The 16,408-nt window shown below is 44.5% G+C and carries 9 protein-coding genes; 3 read left to right on the top strand and 6 right to left on the bottom strand.

The window, feature by feature from the left end:
- Positions 1-26: 26 nt before the first annotated feature.
- Positions 27-2,309 carry a S46 family peptidase gene (locus AAA970_RS01710; RefSeq protein ID WP_338235751.1) on the bottom strand — a complete coding sequence of 761 codons (2,283 nt, stop codon included), beginning with the start codon at positions 2,307-2,309 and terminating at the stop codon, positions 27-29.
- Positions 2,310-2,404: 95 nt separating this feature from the next.
- Here AAA970_RS01710 and AAA970_RS01705 point away from each other — a divergent pair, with 95 nt between their 5' ends.
- The 3 genes from AAA970_RS01705 to AAA970_RS01695 all read left to right on the top strand — a co-directional run bounded on the left by AAA970_RS01705 (position 2,405) and on the right by AAA970_RS01695 (position 5,809).
- Complete coding sequence (locus tag AAA970_RS01705; protein ID WP_338235750.1) at positions 2,405-3,646, top strand: J domain-containing protein; 1,242 nt, start codon at positions 2,405-2,407, stop codon at positions 3,644-3,646.
- Between the two features lie 355 nt (positions 3,647-4,001).
- Positions 4,002-4,823 carry an enoyl-ACP reductase FabI gene (locus tag AAA970_RS01700; protein ID WP_338235749.1) on the top strand — a complete coding sequence of 274 codons (822 nt, stop codon included), beginning with the start codon at positions 4,002-4,004 and terminating at the stop codon, positions 4,821-4,823.
- Between the two features lie 107 nt (positions 4,824-4,930).
- Positions 4,931-5,809 (top strand): diacylglycerol/lipid kinase family protein, encoded by an 879-nt coding sequence (locus tag AAA970_RS01695; RefSeq protein ID WP_338235748.1) that lies wholly within the window; start codon positions 4,931-4,933, stop codon positions 5,807-5,809.
- On the opposite strand, the gene AAA970_RS01690 is transcribed toward AAA970_RS01695, so the two are convergent.
- The 5 genes from AAA970_RS01690 to holB form a co-directional block, all read right to left on the bottom strand.
- The gene (locus tag AAA970_RS01690) at positions 5,792-6,043 is read right to left on the bottom strand and encodes a hypothetical protein (RefSeq protein ID WP_338235747.1); all 252 of its coding nucleotides are present in this window, start codon (positions 6,041-6,043) and stop codon (positions 5,792-5,794) included. The genes AAA970_RS01695 and AAA970_RS01690 overlap by 18 nt on opposite strands.
- Positions 6,044-6,166: 123 nt before the next feature.
- Positions 6,167-13,045, bottom strand: coding sequence for a S8 family serine peptidase (locus AAA970_RS01685; RefSeq protein ID WP_338235746.1), 6,879 nt, complete (start codon positions 13,043-13,045; stop codon positions 6,167-6,169).
- A 176-nt stretch (positions 13,046-13,221) separates the two neighbouring features.
- On the bottom strand, positions 13,222-14,001 hold the full coding sequence (locus tag AAA970_RS01680) for a TrmB family transcriptional regulator (RefSeq protein WP_338235745.1): 780 nt from the start codon (positions 13,999-14,001) through the stop codon (positions 13,222-13,224).
- A 327-nt stretch (positions 14,002-14,328) separates the two neighbouring features.
- On the bottom strand, positions 14,329-15,252 hold the full coding sequence (hemC, locus tag AAA970_RS01675; RefSeq protein WP_338235744.1) for a hydroxymethylbilane synthase: 924 nt from the start codon (positions 15,250-15,252) through the stop codon (positions 14,329-14,331).
- Positions 15,253-15,262: 10 nt separating this feature from the next.
- A complete protein-coding gene (gene holB / locus AAA970_RS01670; RefSeq protein WP_338235743.1) occupies positions 15,263-16,387 on the bottom strand; it encodes a DNA polymerase III subunit delta' in 1,125 nt (374 codons plus the stop codon).
- Between the last annotated feature and the right edge of the window lie 21 nt (positions 16,388-16,408).

The following is a 16,408-nucleotide window of genomic DNA, read 5'->3' as shown; positions in this document are numbered from 1 at the left end:
CTTTTTTATGAAGTGCCTGTTAAAAATTACTCCACTACCTCTTCAACTTCAGGCAGTTGAACGGGCTTGGGATCTTCTTTTACCAAAGTCATTTCCTCTACCAAATGTCCGGCACCGGCATATACATCCACCACCCACAATACATAGCGAATATCCACAGCAATATTGCGGCAAATGTCTTTATCGTATTTGATATCCGACATGGTGGATTCCCAGGAACGGTCAAAGTTCAAGCCGATTAAGCGGCCATGGCCATCAATCACCGGAGAACCGGAATTACCACCTGTAGTGTGATTAGAAGCGGTGAAACATACCGGTAGTTTACCCGTCTCGTCTGCATACTGTCCATAGTTTTTGTTGGCATACAGTTCTCTCATGCGGTCCGTGATGATGTAGTCATCCGCACCGGCCATTTCTTTTTGGAAAACACCATCCAGATAAGTGTGAGAAGTGAAACGCATGCCATCATATGGGTTTGAACCATCCACCACGCCATAAGAAACACGCATGGTGCTGTTGGCATCCGGATAGAAAGTTTTCTCCGGCATCATCTCACGCAATCCGGCAGTATAGGCACGGTTCAGTCTCTCCAAAGCATTTTGTGTATCCGTCATAACGGTTTTCACTTTCTGCGTATAGATGTCGTAGAATTCACGCTCCAGCTGAATGGCCGGATCTTTCATCAATTGCTTCACGGCTTTTTCATTGAAATTCTCCAATAAAGCATTAACCTTTTCTTCACTTACCATGGCTGACTTTTCAAAGATAAAATCCGCATAGTCCTCCATATCGCCTTTATATTTCTTTACCGCCGCATTCAATAGCGCTGGCTGGAAATTCGCATGGATATCCTCATGATAAAGTCCCATCAGGGCCGCAAATACTTTTTCATCCGTGGCCGCGCTGTAGTCCTTAAAGAATTTCTTAGCATATGCCTTGGCGCCTTCAATACTCTTCTCCTTATCATCCGGCAGGGCGTCAATAATAGCACGGAACTTCGCTGCCATGGTCAAAACCTCTGTGCCGTAAACAGCCTCACGGATATAGTTATAAGGCAAAATCACATCCTGCTCCTCTTTGTGCGTCTGCTCAAATTTTGACAACAGGCTGCCGTAAGTGGCTTTTCTGTCCGCATCCGCATCTGCCCATTTTTGGAAATTTGCTTCCAAAGCCTCTTTCTCGGCAATGGCGTTGGTTACCTTCAATCCACGGTTCTCTCCAATCCACTTTTTATAGTAATTCGCTACGCGGGCATATTTGGCAGAATACTTAATACGAATCGCTGCGTCCTTATCCATATCCGCCTTCAAAATATTCAATTTGGTCTCGCGGATTTTGATTCGGTTCGGGTTAGTCGTTTCTACCAAAGGCTTGATGGAGTAAGTGGTCAAATACTCCTGTGTACGCCCCGGAAATCCGAATACCATGGTGAAATCGCCATCTTCAACGCCGGTCATATTGATTGGTAAGAAATGTCTTGGCTTCAATGGAACATTCTCCTCCGCATATTTTGCAGGGCTGCCATCCGGTGCGGAATATACACGGAACATAGAAAAATCTCCGGTGTGACGCGGCCACATCCAGTTATCAGTATCTCCTCCAAATTTACCAATGGCCGATGGAGGAGCTCCTACCAAGCGCACATCGTCAAAAGTCTCGGTAACAAATAAATAGTACTCATTACCGTAAAACATGGACTTCACCTTCGCGCCATAGTGGGTGCCTTCGGTTGCTTTGGCCACCACCTGGTCAATGTTCAGGCTCACCCGCTCCTGGCGCTCTTCTTCCTCCATAGCAGGAGTAATGCCATCCAGAACTTCTGAAGTCACCTCCTCAATACGTACAATGAAAGTCACAAACAAGCCCGGATTCGGAATTTCTTCCTCACGTGACATGGCCCAGAAGCCATTCGTCAATAAATCATTTTCAACCGAAGAGTGAGACTGAATCTGCCCGTACCCGCAATGGTGATTGGTTAACACCAGACCTTCGGGAGAAATTAACTCTCCCGTACAAAATCCGCCAAAAGACACCACTGCATCTTTGAGGCTGGATTGGTTCACACTGTAAATATCTTCTGCAGACATTTTCATGCCCCTTGCCTGCATATCTGCCTCATTCAGGCTTTTCAATAATTGTGGGAGCCACATGCCTTCATCTGCTTTCGTTAGCACAGGCGTGAACAATAATAGCAGGGCGAATCCCCACTTCTTCATCATCTTCATAGGTATTGATTCCTTATAATTTGATAAATCGTATTTTTCTTCCAAAACCTTATTTTCGGTTTCCAACCTTCTTTCAAATTTCATCTAAATTTATGTCATTTCAAAAGAGAGTTTTCGTATTCAAAAAGAAACCATCTGCAACATAACCGTTTTTACTTTCATCCCAACAATCACGCACCTTGATCAACTATTACCAAATACTAGGCGTAGATCCCACATCCAACTCGCCGGAAATCCGAACGGCATACCGAAAACTTGCCCTGCAATATCATCCAGATAAAAACCCGAATGATCCTGAAGCGGAAGAAACGTTCAAGCTCATCTCCACCGCCTATCGGGTACTCATTGACCCGGAACAACGTGCTGCCTATGATTTTTTGATTTCCCACCAACACCAAGCGGCCCAAAAGTCTGATACAAAACAGGAAGAGGACGCTTTTAACCCCAGAAAAAGAACCACCTATCAGCAGCGTGAAAAACATCGGGAAAAATATTACCAACAAAATCCGGAATCCCGACCGGAGCCAATCAGCTATTGGGAAAAGCTGGGGCAAAACCACTGGATGAATGTGATGACTGCTGTGGCCTTTTCTGCCTTGCTATCGATAATGGTCGGGATCCCAATCTATATGTATATTAAAAAGCAGCAGGAAAAGGAAATTGCCCGCCTGATGGAAGAGCAAAGAAGGTTTGATGTGGCCCGGAGTTTATATGAACATAAGGCCTACCATTCAGCCCTGGACTCTTTGGAAATTTTAGTAGCGCATCCAAAAGCGAATTATGATATTATCTCTTACCGTAATGCGATCCTGAATGATCTTTATGAAAAAGGGCAGGATGCCTACTTCGATGAAAAGTATCAGCATGCAGTCTATTATTGGCAATTATTAGTAAAACACTCTGATTATTCTGCAGTACTTTATCAGCAACTGGCCATGGCCTATGAAGATATCGGCGCCTACCAACAGGCGCTTTCTATTTATGAGGAGATGGTAGGAATGGAACAATTCAACATTCCATTACTACTTTCGGCCGCCTCACTTTGCGCAGACCAGCTCATAAATAATGAAAAAGCCCTAAAGTATTATACCATGGCCACTGATGCCATGATTGATGCCTATATTATTAACTATGGCCGCGCCTATGCCTTGGTTTTGCAACCCAAGGACATTCCCGAGTCCCATTATATTGCACATTATGGGCTTGCGGTGGTATTGGCCAGACTGGAAGAATATGAACGGGCAAAACTAGCCTGCGACTGGGCCATTTTTCTCCGCCCCAGAAGGCCTGAAGCCTATAATGTTTTAGGAAACTGCTATTACGCCATGGATCAACGACAGGAAGCCTGCGAAGCCTGGGATCAGGCCATTCACAGAGGAAGCTTACAAGCCGGGGAGTGGGTCGCCCGCTTCTGTCCCTAATTTCACTACCGATAAATGAGCGGATTCGAATTACAACCCACCAAGCTCCACAAGCCCCGCCAACAAGCTTTTTTTCAGCATATTGAAGCCATTATTCCAGAAATTTAATTAGTCCAGACCGGGGATTAACTTTCATCCTCCTCATTCCGCTACTTTGTTGGAAAAAACTCGAAACAGGAAACTATTCCTTCATTTTAACGGCCTTGCAGCTAAACAAGGGTTGAAGCATGAATACTCCGCACCAGGGCTTCACCCTCCGTTAAATTAGCATCGAAAAAGGTCGGGGATATTGTGGAAGATTTATAAATTGCAGGCTGATTTCGGAAACTGAAATAATATATTAAACTATAATACCATGGCAACTAATCTGCTAAAAGGAAAAAGAGGGATCATTTTTGGTGCCTTAAATGAAGAGTCTATCGCTTGGAAAACCGCTTTGATGGCACATGAAGAAGGTGCTGAATTCGTACTTTCCAATGCTCCTATCGCTTTGCGTATGGGTAAAATTAAAGAATTGGGCGAGGCTTGTAATGCAGAAGTTATTGCAGCAGACGCGACCAGCGTTGAGGATTTGGAAAACCTATTCAACAAAGCATCCGAAATTTTGGGCGGTAAAATTGACTTTGTATTGCACTCTATCGGCATGAGCCCGAACGTACGCAAAGGCAAGACTTATGGTGATTTGAACTATGACTGGTTCCACAAGACTTTGGATATTTCAGCGATGTCTTTCCACAAAGTATTGCAGACTGCTGAGAAATTGGATGTAATGAACGAGTGGGGATCTATCGTAGCGCTTTCTTATATTGCTGCACAGCGTAGCTTCTCTCACTATGCCGATATGGCGGATGCCAAGGCATTGTTGGAGTCTGTTGCACGTGGTTATGGTGCGCGTTTTGCCGCTAAAAAAGTACGTGTAAATACCATCAGCCAGTCGCCAACGGTAACTACTGCAGGTCAGGGTATCACCGGATTTGATGATTTCTTCAACTTCGCAGATCAGCTTTCTCCATTAGGAAACGCGCCATCTGAAGAGTGTGCAAAATACATCCTTTCTCTATTCTCTGATTATACCCGTTATGTAACCATGCAGAATTTGATGCACGATGGTGGATTCTCCACTTGTGGTATCACAGAGGAAATGATGGAGACTTTGGCCAAAGCACGTCAGAAGTAATACTGACATCATAAAAAGACAATATCACCGACTGCTATTTAGTGGTCGGTTTTTTTATGCCTTAGCGTTTGATTTCGTTTATTAGAGAAAATTTTTCCCAGCGAATCATGCCCGAAATACAACCCCAATACCTCATTATCTATAACCCGATTGCCGGTGCCGGTAAGATTCAGGGATTAAAGAAAATGGTCAAAAAAAGCTGGTCCGGAAAAATTGGTTATAAATGGAAAAAAACCAAATATGCCGGACATGCTGCCGAAATCGCTCGAAAAGCCATCGGCCGGTATGATGCCGTGATCGCCATTGGTGGAGATGGAACCGTGAATGAAATTGCCGGAGCACTAGCGGGTAGTCCAACAGCCATGGGCGTCCTCCCAAAAGGTTCAGGCAATGGATTGGCGCGGCACCTGGGCATACCCATGGAGCTAAAGAGGGCCATCAAATGGATGCGAAAAGCTAAAACCCAACCGATGGATACACTGGAAATGAACGGGAAATTTTTTATCAATGTGGCCGGAATCGGCTTTGATGCCCATGTAGCACACCGGTTTGCAAAAGCCGGCAGCCGGGGATTACACACCTATGTGAAGGAAAGTATTCTGGCTTATTTCACTTACCCGAAAAAAAACTACCGCCTGCAATGGAATGGGCAGGACTTATCCACTAAAGCGTTTTTGATCAGTATTGCGAATTCTTCCCAGTTTGGTAATAATGCCTATATCGCCCCCCATGCCAGTGTTTCGGATGGAAAGGTGGATGTTTCCATCATCAGGGCATGCCCCATTTGGTATGCGCCCTGGATGGGCTATCGCCTGTTTACCAAATCGCTGCATCGCAGCCGGTTTTACCAAAGTTTTCAAACGAAAGAAGTGCTGATCTCCTGTGAAAGAGAGGAGGAGGTGCATCTGGACGGAGAGGCCGTACAGATGGAGCTCCCCTTAACAGTGAAATTGCATCGGGGAAATTTATTAATGCTTAGAAGATAAAGTGCTGAAGATATCTGAGGACTTTATTCTGATGTACATTAACCAGCCTGCCATAAATAAAAGGCCTACTTTAACCAAACGTGCCAAAACGACACCTGAAAAAAAGCCCCATTCATAAGCGGAAGAAGCTTCCACTATTTCTACCGGCTCAATCAGGAAAAACGCCAATAACAATGGTAAAACGAAAGCGAATAAAAAGAATAGGGTAAAGGAATAAATTAAACGATTGCTCATTTTGTAGTCTGCTAATTTAGAGTTCAAATCTAGAACTGAAATATGATTTAAACAATAATTTTTAGCATAAAAAAATCCCACCGAAGCGGGATTTTTAAAAAGCAATAAACATTACAAGTTGAACTATTCCTTAATCACCTTAGCTATGGACTTACCCCCAGACCAGCTAATCTGAAGAAGATAATAACCTGAAGGCAAGGCGGATAAATCACTACTTACCCGTTGGCTTTCTGCCCGCTCCGCAAGGGTCATCAACCTCTTACCTGACATGTCCATTATCTCCAACTGCACCATCTCATTGGCCGCCACCGTAGGTAGAATCACGGATAAGCCTCCAGTGGTTGGATTAGGATACACTTTCATGGTAGCAGCCATTCCGGAAGAAAGCGGTGCCTGATTTACTTTTACCTTCAGAGGAGCTGAGGTAATCAAACCGGATTCATTCTCTGCTACAACCTCCAACTCAGTAGTTCCTACTGCCACTCCCAAAAGGACAAGCGTTGTTTCTTCCACAAAAGCAGAAACCATTCCGTCAGCAGTCTTCACATAAAAATGAAGTGCCTCCTCATCCAGTGTTTCGAAATAATCTGCCAGATGCACTTCCTGCAGTGCTTCTACCTGAAGCTCGTAATCCGTAAATTCCTGAGTCAGCACCGGTGCTACTTTCACATCATTCACCAAGACGGAAAGCGTAAAGGTGGACTGTGCTCCCAATTCATCTACAAGCAAAAACTCAGGAGCATATTCCCCACTCATCAGATAATCCGGAGCCATTTCCAAAATCATTTTCCCTTCTTCCAAACGATAAGTGAAATCATCGGCACCATTGATAGAAGAAAGCGTCAGCGCATGATTTTCTGGATCTAAAAGCTCAATTTCCCATTGTGCTTCCTCCCCTTCATTGATCTCAAGGGGCGCCAGTTCTTTTGCCAAAGGCGCTCCATTAAACAGGATGCTTGCCGGCACTTTCACCGTTTCACGTAGTGGTTCATTGTGTCCAACATACAAGTATCCTTCATAAACACCCGGCTCGAAACCTTTCATCTCCGTACTGATTTCCACCGTAGCTTCTTCCGTTGCTTCCAAGCTTCCCGTTTTCGGTGAAATATCCAACCACTCGGCACCATAAGCGTCCATCGCTCTCAGCTTAATGGCATAAGTATAGTAGAAAGAACTTGAAGAAGACATGGCTTCCCAGGTGACTCCTCCATCCAGCGTCACGAAATACTTTCCGATCACTGAGGGCACATCATATTCTACTGGTAGGCGATAGTGGATATCATCTGATGCTACCATCTTAATGGTGAAAACCTCTCCCTTAGTGAAGTAAAGTGGTTGCGACAGTGGAATATTCTCCATTGCTCCCGTTTCAGAAACAGGGAAATACTCCTCAGTTGCTAATACTTCTGAGCCTATAGGGCTATCTCCTTTGATCACAGTAACGGTCCATGGTGTCTCGGTTTGCTTAACAAAATAATTACGTATGTGCGTCAGGGTGAAGCCCTGTGGGTTGACCACCTCAAACTTGGCGGCATACTGAACATCTACTTGATCAGAACCTAAAAGACTCATCGGTATATCCGTTGCCAAATCATAAGCCAGAGAATCAGAGAAAGCATGCTTTTCTTCGTGTACCACTCTCGCATTTACCATTTGCTCAAAGGAGCGTTCCGGAATTGGCATTTCGTCTAAAAGAGCGAAACTCGTGGATACGTTACTCTCCACTACCCGGGCATTGGATGGAGTTGGTATCGGGGTTTCTACTACCTGCTCAGGTGCTTTGCTCCAACCGTAACGCGTCAGCCCCAAGGTGACATCGTAGTCCAGAGGCATCTCTTTCCCTATATTTGACAGTTGAAAAGCGTACTGCCCTGACTGCCCTTGGTTCACCAATATATCAATCGTATCTTGGCGCGATGTATAATCCATAGCATACTGCAAGTATGGCGCTGATTTGGCATCTCCGACAACAGGTAGTAACAGCTCGGTGGCATTATCAAAGGCAAGCACCAAAGTATCATAAGTGACTGCATCAGTCAAAGCCTGATAACGCACACTCAATGACACTTGATCAAAGGCCCCTAATGGCAAGGTGTCTGTCGTGCATGTAAATAAGTCCCCATCTTTGAATGAAGCAGAAAACATTACGGGCAAGCTGCCCTCATTGCGTACATCAACTAGCAATGTTTGCTCAAAGGCTGAATCCAAAGCATAAATCACATCATTAAATTCTAGCTGCTCTTGGACTGTGGAGAGTTGAGCCTCACCGGTAACTTCCAACTGAACATTTGTACTCCAGTACGGTTGGTTAACATCATCACTAAAGACTGTCATTTTATATTCATAACTACCCGCAGCTGTGGACTCTGTATTATATTGCATATCGATACTAAGCTCTTCATTAGGATTAAGAGTAAACAATTTTGGTGCTTTCACTTTGATTGTTTTACCTAAGAGTTCTTTAATGAAATCTGCATTGCTGTCCATGTATTGCCAAGCTAAATCACCCGTTAAGTTCTTCATCCCTACTACCTGATAAGTAAATGCCGTTGGCAATTGCTTATATGACAATTCAATTCCACCATCAGCCGTCAATATAACCTGTATAGAAGTTTGGGTATGCGGAGTTAATGGCCCCGCCATCACTGCCCGCATATCATCAAATTGAATAATCAGACGATCCTCCTCTTCCAACAGATAAATTCCACCGCCACTAGAAGGATACATTCTCATCCAAAAAGCTGAAATAACGCCTAAATCTGCATTGAAGGCCAATTGATCTTCATTAATATTATAATCAGGAGATGGCCCTGGATTAGCAAATGCATAATCTGGAATCCCCCCATTAAAGCTAAGTACCCCTGCACTCGAAATACGAATTTGACGCTGTATTTCTCCATAAAATGGAAAGTTAAATTTATCGAAATGGTAAGTGGTGATATAATATGGGTATACCATATCCTGAAACAGCTCCCTTCCCTGCTCAGATATATCCATCCACTCAACACCTTCCGTTATTTCAAAAGAGTAGCCAAAATTACCATCTCCTCTTTGCAAAGAAGGAGTATCATCCTGTAAATTAAGCCATGCAGGGGTACTTACAACAAAATTTAACGGCTCTGTCTCAGAGGTATTGCTAACCGCCAAACTGGTCTGCTCTCCTAATGTTCCATAAGCCATCGTGGCAGAAGTAAGGAAATTATCTGCCCTTACATTCATTTCCGGAGACTCAAGCCCTTCGACAGATAAGGCGATAGTGAAATCAGTATTATCAACTGAAATAATCAAATCCCCAAAATGCTCTCCTACACCCGGTAATTGTGCAATAACTTTTAAATTCACAACCCCTCCTGCACTAATACTGGATGGAACATAGCCTGAAATAGTATATCCTTCCGAAATACTTTTTACCTGAAAGCTTGCTTTTGCATTTCCTGTATTTTTCACTTCGATAATCTGTGTTATTTCAAGTCCCTCCTGGTATACACTTTCACCAAAATGAATTTTTTCGGGTACCTCAATTATGGCCTCTCCAATCAATTGCACGGAAAACTTCAGGCTGCCTCGCCCTGCAGGAAAGTTATAATAAGTGGTTCTGGTTGAGTTATAGCCATTGTCTTTCAAGCCTTCGGTATTGACGAAAGCTTCCACCTCCATCGATTCTCCCACTTTCAAAAATCCTTTATAAGGCGTCAAGGACTGAATATAGCCGCTACTCTTTCCATCTTCAAAGCTGGAGAATACAAACTCTCCGTCCCGGTCACCGGTATTGGTCACGGTGAAGGTAGTGGTTCTAGTCTCTCCAATAGGAATCGCATTTTCGTCTACCCATCCAAATTCGGCCTGATCCACTTCCATGAAAGCACCTTTGATATAATGAGCACTCAATGCCAATCTTTCAGTCTCCTGCTGGCCTGTCTCAATTTCCAAAACACCTGTCACCTGCCCAACTTCTGATTGCGCTAAAGCTTTTACCGTTACTTCTACTCCCTTTCCGGGAATAATCGGATTTATCACTGCCGGAGAAACTTCAAACCCTTTTGAGTCTTCTATCGTCAAACGAAGCGTATCTGTCAGTGCTTTTCCTTCATTGCGAATTAAAAATTTATGCGTTTCGGCATTTTCTAAATAGATCGTGTTGAAGTCTATTTCTTCCTCGCTAATTACAATTTTAGGTTTATTCCCCTTTACAGTCAAAGTCACCGGACGGGACAATGGCCCCTTCATCACGTCATCATGACTGGCAATTAACTGCAAATTATATACACCGTCATACCACTCATTTCCTTTGATGGTCATGGTGGTCAAACGACTTTCACCGGACTTTACCACTACAAAATTAGGATCAAAAGTAACCAGTCTGTTTGTTTTCAACACCTCAAAAGCACGAATCTTAAAGAGCATCCGCTTAGCCGATCCAAAATCCTGGAAGTAATTGTGGCTCTCCTGTCGAACATAGGATTTTCCTCTAGAACTGCTCGAAACATCTTCTCCACCCAGAGGATAGAAAACCCCTTGTGGCGAAAGTACAGAAATCCAGAATACCTCTCCTTCCGCTACTGCCACATCCCTTGAAAATGAAGCAGAATACCATTTTCCTCTCTGATCGTCCACCCGCACCATCACGCGGTGTACCGGCGTAGTTATCGGGCGGTCCTCTCCTCCCACATAAATGGCCAGGGTATAAGATACCTCCGGATACATCTCGCTACACAGGAATGCACTCAATGCCCCGATTTTCATATCTCGTGGAGCAGTGAATTTATTTAAAAACTCTGTAGTGCCCCCACCATTTCCGGCCATAAAATTCGGCATATATTCCTGATCATGGTGCAGAGAATCAATGGCTTTATAGGTAGGCATAATCACTACCGGATCGGAAGCTGCCGTAGTTTTTGAAAAGTTACCCGCTGAAGCATTAAATGGAATTGCAGAAGGTTCCGGATGATCTGAAAAAGGGATAACAGCATTGCTTTCAGTGGAGAATGCGGATAGGCGGCCATTGGTCATTTCAGGCGCTTCTTCCATTTGGAAATCATTCAGACGAAAGGATACCCGGCTTGGCCATTCCCCGGTATTTTTTACTGCCATGGTTGTCTGTGGATTACTTTCTCCATCCAGGTCCACTTCCAATGCAATAGGAGATTCTTCTACCCAGGACACTTCAGCTGTTGGTGTGGTGGTAAAAGTCATGATTTCTGACAAATCCGCACGGTTACCGAACTGATCCACTCCCCGAACTGCTAGGCTATAGGTAGTGGTCGGTAGTAAGCCATTAAAAATATAGCTCATAAAAGCGTTAGAAGTCCCACTGGAATGATGCATCACGCTGGCTGCATTTTCAAATACTGCGGATTCCTCCTGCGTAAACGCTCCCTCGGCTAACAAAATTTCATATTCCTGAACGGTTAAACCAAAGGCATCGGTGACAAGCATCCAGCCAATCTGAGCTCCTATAGAACCAATAGAATAAAATCCCCAATTATCAATAGGATTCGGCTTTTGACCTTCGTCTTTTACTAAAGCTGCATAAGCATCTAAACGACCTTGCCCAATTTTACCTACAAATGTGGAGTTCAGGTGATCAATATTCACCGAATGGTCAATCAATCTGCTACGAATCTGATCGGCCGTTATCTGATTGGCATTATTGGAAGCCACAAGCGCAGCCACACCGGTCACGTGAGGAGCGGCCATGGAGGTACCTGAAATGGCCACATATGCTCCATTTGGGTAAGTGGAGTAAATATTACTCCCCGGTGCCGCAATGTCAATGGTTTCATTCCAATAAGAAGACAAGGCCTTCTGGTCATTGTGATCCACATTGGAAACCGAGATTACTTCCTCCATAATGGAAGGGAAAGAATAAGCCGGACGCGTATACACCGGATTATAACCAAAATTACCCGCTGCAAAAATCACTACACCACCGTCTACCGGACCTACCGCATTTCCTTCCTCATCACGACCGGCCATGGCAATAAAATAGCGAATCGCCTCTTTCTGCAACTCAGACTCAGTAGCATCCGGAAAACCCCATGAATTATTGGTGATAACGGCTCCCATATCTGCTGCATAAATAAAGGCTTCTTCAAATCCACCCTGGGTGCTCCACTCCAAAAAATTAGAAAATACCTGCAGGGACATCATACGAATACCATCATCCGGACCAGAACCACCGGCCACACCGGCCACACCGATACCATTATTGGTTTCGGCGCCAATGGTTCCAGCTACGTGCGTTCCGTGTGTATGCGGAATAATAGTGGGCATATTATCAGCAAAGTTCCATCCGTAGACATCATCCACGAAGCCATTGCCGTCATCATCAATTCCGTTGCCAGGAATCTCTCCGGTATTAATCCAAAGTCGATTCTTCAGGTCTGGGTGATTCACATCAATACCTCCATCAATGACACCAACGACTACTTCAGGCGATCCAGTTTCAATCTCCCACGCTTTCAATAGATTAATATCGGCACCGGGTGTTCCACCCGATTGACCTTGGTTGTCATAGTGCCATTGTTTCTGAAAAAATGGATCCGAAGGAGCGGTGCTCATCGGCTCACCAAATAGCTTACAGAGCATTTTTGGCTCTACCGTCTCCACCATTTCCAACTCCCCATAAGCGGCCAACAAAGCCTCAACCTCATTCAAAGAGTCGGTCTGAATTTCATACCACTGGTGAAGACCAAAGGCACGGTGACGCTCTTCAAATTTGCCGGCCTCCCGAAAAACTCTTTTAATACTTTTGGTCTGAAACTGGGTATTGAACTGGTCAAATTTTTGAATACCCGTCTGGTTGATGGAGATCTGATTGGATTCAATCTGACGCAGCTGCGCCTCCAGATAAGGTAGATCTTTCTCTTTTATTTTCATTCGAATCATCCCTTTGGTGGGAATGGATTCTTCTTCCTGCGCCCATGCCATGCCTGAAAAAATCAGACATAGCAGTGCCAATAAGCTCATCCTTCGGATGGCTGTCACAGTAGTGTTAAGCATGATAGGTAAAGATTAGGTTACACTATAGTTATTATATTTCGCTTTATATTGATGTTCCCCTGTTCCTCATTCTTCTTGCGCGTAAAAGACGGAGGTCAGAAGGTTTCATTTTTGAACATAACAAGGCCGTTAAGCCTTCAAGGCTTTTCTTTTTAATATAAAAAATGGGCTCAGGACTAAAGCTCCGCTGCAGACTCCCAGTAAAAGTTAAACAACTGAAACATGGACCTCGCAAAAGCCTCGTCTTCTATCGACAAAGCCATATTGACAGGTACATCATTTCCTCCGTGAATCAGCAACAGCACATATTGGAAGTCCACCATCAGCATTTTAAAAGGCAGTGCTTTCGCCATTCTTACCTCTTCGCCCTGGGATTTAAAATAGGATGCCAGCCGCTTCACATCCTCCTCACTTTCTCCTTTGGGTATTTCATAAATCCCTTTAAATACCACGCCCTTTTCCATGGAAGCCTCTTCAGAAGGGTTCACTTCCGGCAGATTTGATATGTCGACCGAATAAGGCGCTTTGGAAAAACCCACTCCAATTTCCTCCGCCAACCTGAAAAGCCGATAATACTCTTTCAATATTTCATCGGCATCTGTCAGGGTACGGAATACGGAAACCGGTGGCTGATCCAGTTTCTGAAATTGCTCCTCCAGCTTTTTACTTAATGCCGCCAATTCCTGCTCTTGTTGTAACAACTCATCCCGCCTGCGAGAAAAAGCTGATTTCGGAGAATTCACGGCATACATCTTCGGTTTTTCAGAAGTCAATCGGCAATAGCCCTTATCTGCCAGGCCTTCCATAAAGGCATATAGCTTTGAAGTAGGAATACCACAAACCCTTGAAATTTCTGAAACCGCTAATTCTCCCTTATCCAGCAAAAGCCTGTATATTTTCAACTCTTGTTGGGAAAATCCAATTTTACTTAATAACTCATCCATTACTACTACCAAAAGTAGTAGCTAATTATTTAAAACAAAATTATTTTGAGAATTATTATTGCCGCAAAATAATATTTCGAACAATAAGAAGAACGCAAAATAAAGAAAAGACGCAAAAACCATTCAATCGACTGATTTTAAAGACCTCACAAGGCGTAAAATCCCACAAAACAACAGCTTTACTGTCCCGTAAAATAGTGCGCGTTTAAATATCAAAAAACTCAACAAAAGATAAGCCCAGAGGGTAATAACCTTTAACCAAAAAGAATTCCAAACAGATAAAATACAAAAAAAGGGAAGACTTACGCCCTCCCTTAAATTTTATTATTGAACAAATACCTATAATTGCGCCTTAATCTCTTTCAGCATCTGATCCCCTCCCTGGCCGATTAAATCCTCCGCCACGGCAGTTCCCATTTCTTCCACCTCCTCTGGTGTGGTCATCGCAGAGGCTTCAATTTGCTTCTCGCCCTGCAGGCCAATAATTCCGCCCACAAGCTTCACCTGCGCTCCTTCCCATTGCGCCAGTCCATATACCGGAACGGAACAACCGCCTTGCAACCTTCTCAGGAATGCGCGCTCGGCTAATAATAATTTTTCGGTAGGTTCGTGATTCAGACTCTCCCGGATTTTTGCACGCAATGCCGGATCCAGCTTCACAGAAGCTTCAATCGCCACAGACCCCTGCCCCACGGCCGGCGTAAAACGATCCAAAGGTAATTTCTCCACGATCAAATCATCATATTCCATGCGGTGAACACCGGCATAAGCCAAAAGTAAGGCATCACATTGGCCCTCTTCCATTTTTTGAATCCGGCGCTGCAAATTTCCACGAATCGGTACAATCTCAATATGCGGATAATATCGGCGAAGGGTCGCTACTCGACGATTAGAAGAAGTACCTAAGCGGAATTTTTTACCGCTGTCCAGCGTCAGGGATTTATCCTTGGAAACAATGACATCATTCGGTGTTTCGCGCTCACTAAAGGAAATCAACTCAAAGCCTTCCGGTAGTTCCGACTGCATATCCTTGGCACTGTGCACCGCAATGTCAATGCGCCCATCATTCAGCTGCTCTTCAATTTCCTCGGTAAACACCCCTTTGGAGCCAATCTTATGGATAGAAACATCCAGAATTTTATCTCCCTTGGTTTCAATTTTTACGATTTCGGTCTCCAGCCCTCCTTTTTGCAAGGCATCCTGTACAAAATAAGCCTGCCAAAGGGCCAGCTTACTTCCTCTTGTTCCTATTCGAACCTTCATATATCTTTAGTTATTGTCCTCTCAAAATGCTCGCTATTCTCAGCGATAGGTTGAAAAAGGTGATCTTGGCATTGGCATTTCTTTCCAGATGATAAGCCGCATCACCAATCAGGCGGTTAATCCACTCTACCTGCTCCATATTCATCACCCGGGAAAAGCGGCCTACGAAATCCTGCCCGCCCTGATTCAACGCCTGCAGATCCTGCGCCCCATAATGCTGTAAAAGTGATGCCCGCATGATGCTCATCCCATACTGCAACATCCCCTGCTGGCGCAATTTATTGTATTTGGCAAATGCTTCGGTCAGTTGCATCAGTTGAGCGAAGTCCCAGGAATAGCACAGCCGCATCCACTGGCGGAAAAGCTCCTGACTGTCCTCTTCTCCTTCCTCTAAAAGCGCCATTGCTTCCGGCACCGTCTCGGCAATTTGTGCCAATTGCATGGCCCTTTCTTCAGAAGCACCTCCATCCCTTTGCAATATCTCCTGCAGCTCTGCCGGAGAATAATGAGGCACTTTCACCATCTGCGTTCTCGAACGGATGGTACCGATTAATTGCTGCTCCTGATTCGTCACCAAAAAGAACAGGGTGTTCTTTGGTGGCTCCTCAATGATTTTCAATAGCGCATTGGAGGCCGCGATATGCATTTTTTCGGGTAACCAGATGATCATCACCTTATATTCCGCCTCATAGCTTTTCAGGGCCAAAGATCGGATAATCCGGCGCGACTCCTCCTTGGAGATATTCACCTGCCTGTTCTCTCCACTAAAGGCGGCCACCCAGCCTGCAAGTGTTGGATGCGCCTCACTGGCCAAATACTTCCGAAAATCCGGCAGAAAGTTATCACTCACCACATCCTTACCCGTGAACTGCTTGGTGGCACTTACCGGAAAGGCAAAATGCACATCCGGATGCGCGATATTTTTCATTTTTTGACAGGAAGGACACTCCCCACAGGCATCGCCTTCCTGTTTGTTGGTACAGTTTACATAGGTCGCCATGGCCAAAGCCAGGGACAGCTGACCTCCACCTTCCGGGCCGGCAAACAATAATGCATGTGCCAAATGGTTATTCGACACTGCCTTTAATAGCCTTTGTTTGATTTCGGCTAAACCGATGATATCCGCAAACTGCATAAAAAAATCTTATTCCAATTT

Source organism: Persicobacter diffluens (assembly GCF_036244895.1).
GTDB lineage: Bacteria > Bacteroidota > Bacteroidia > Cytophagales > Cyclobacteriaceae > Persicobacter > Persicobacter diffluens.
The sequence above is the reverse complement of the archived record's forward strand: the minus strand, read 5'-3'. Positions and strand labels throughout refer to the sequence as shown.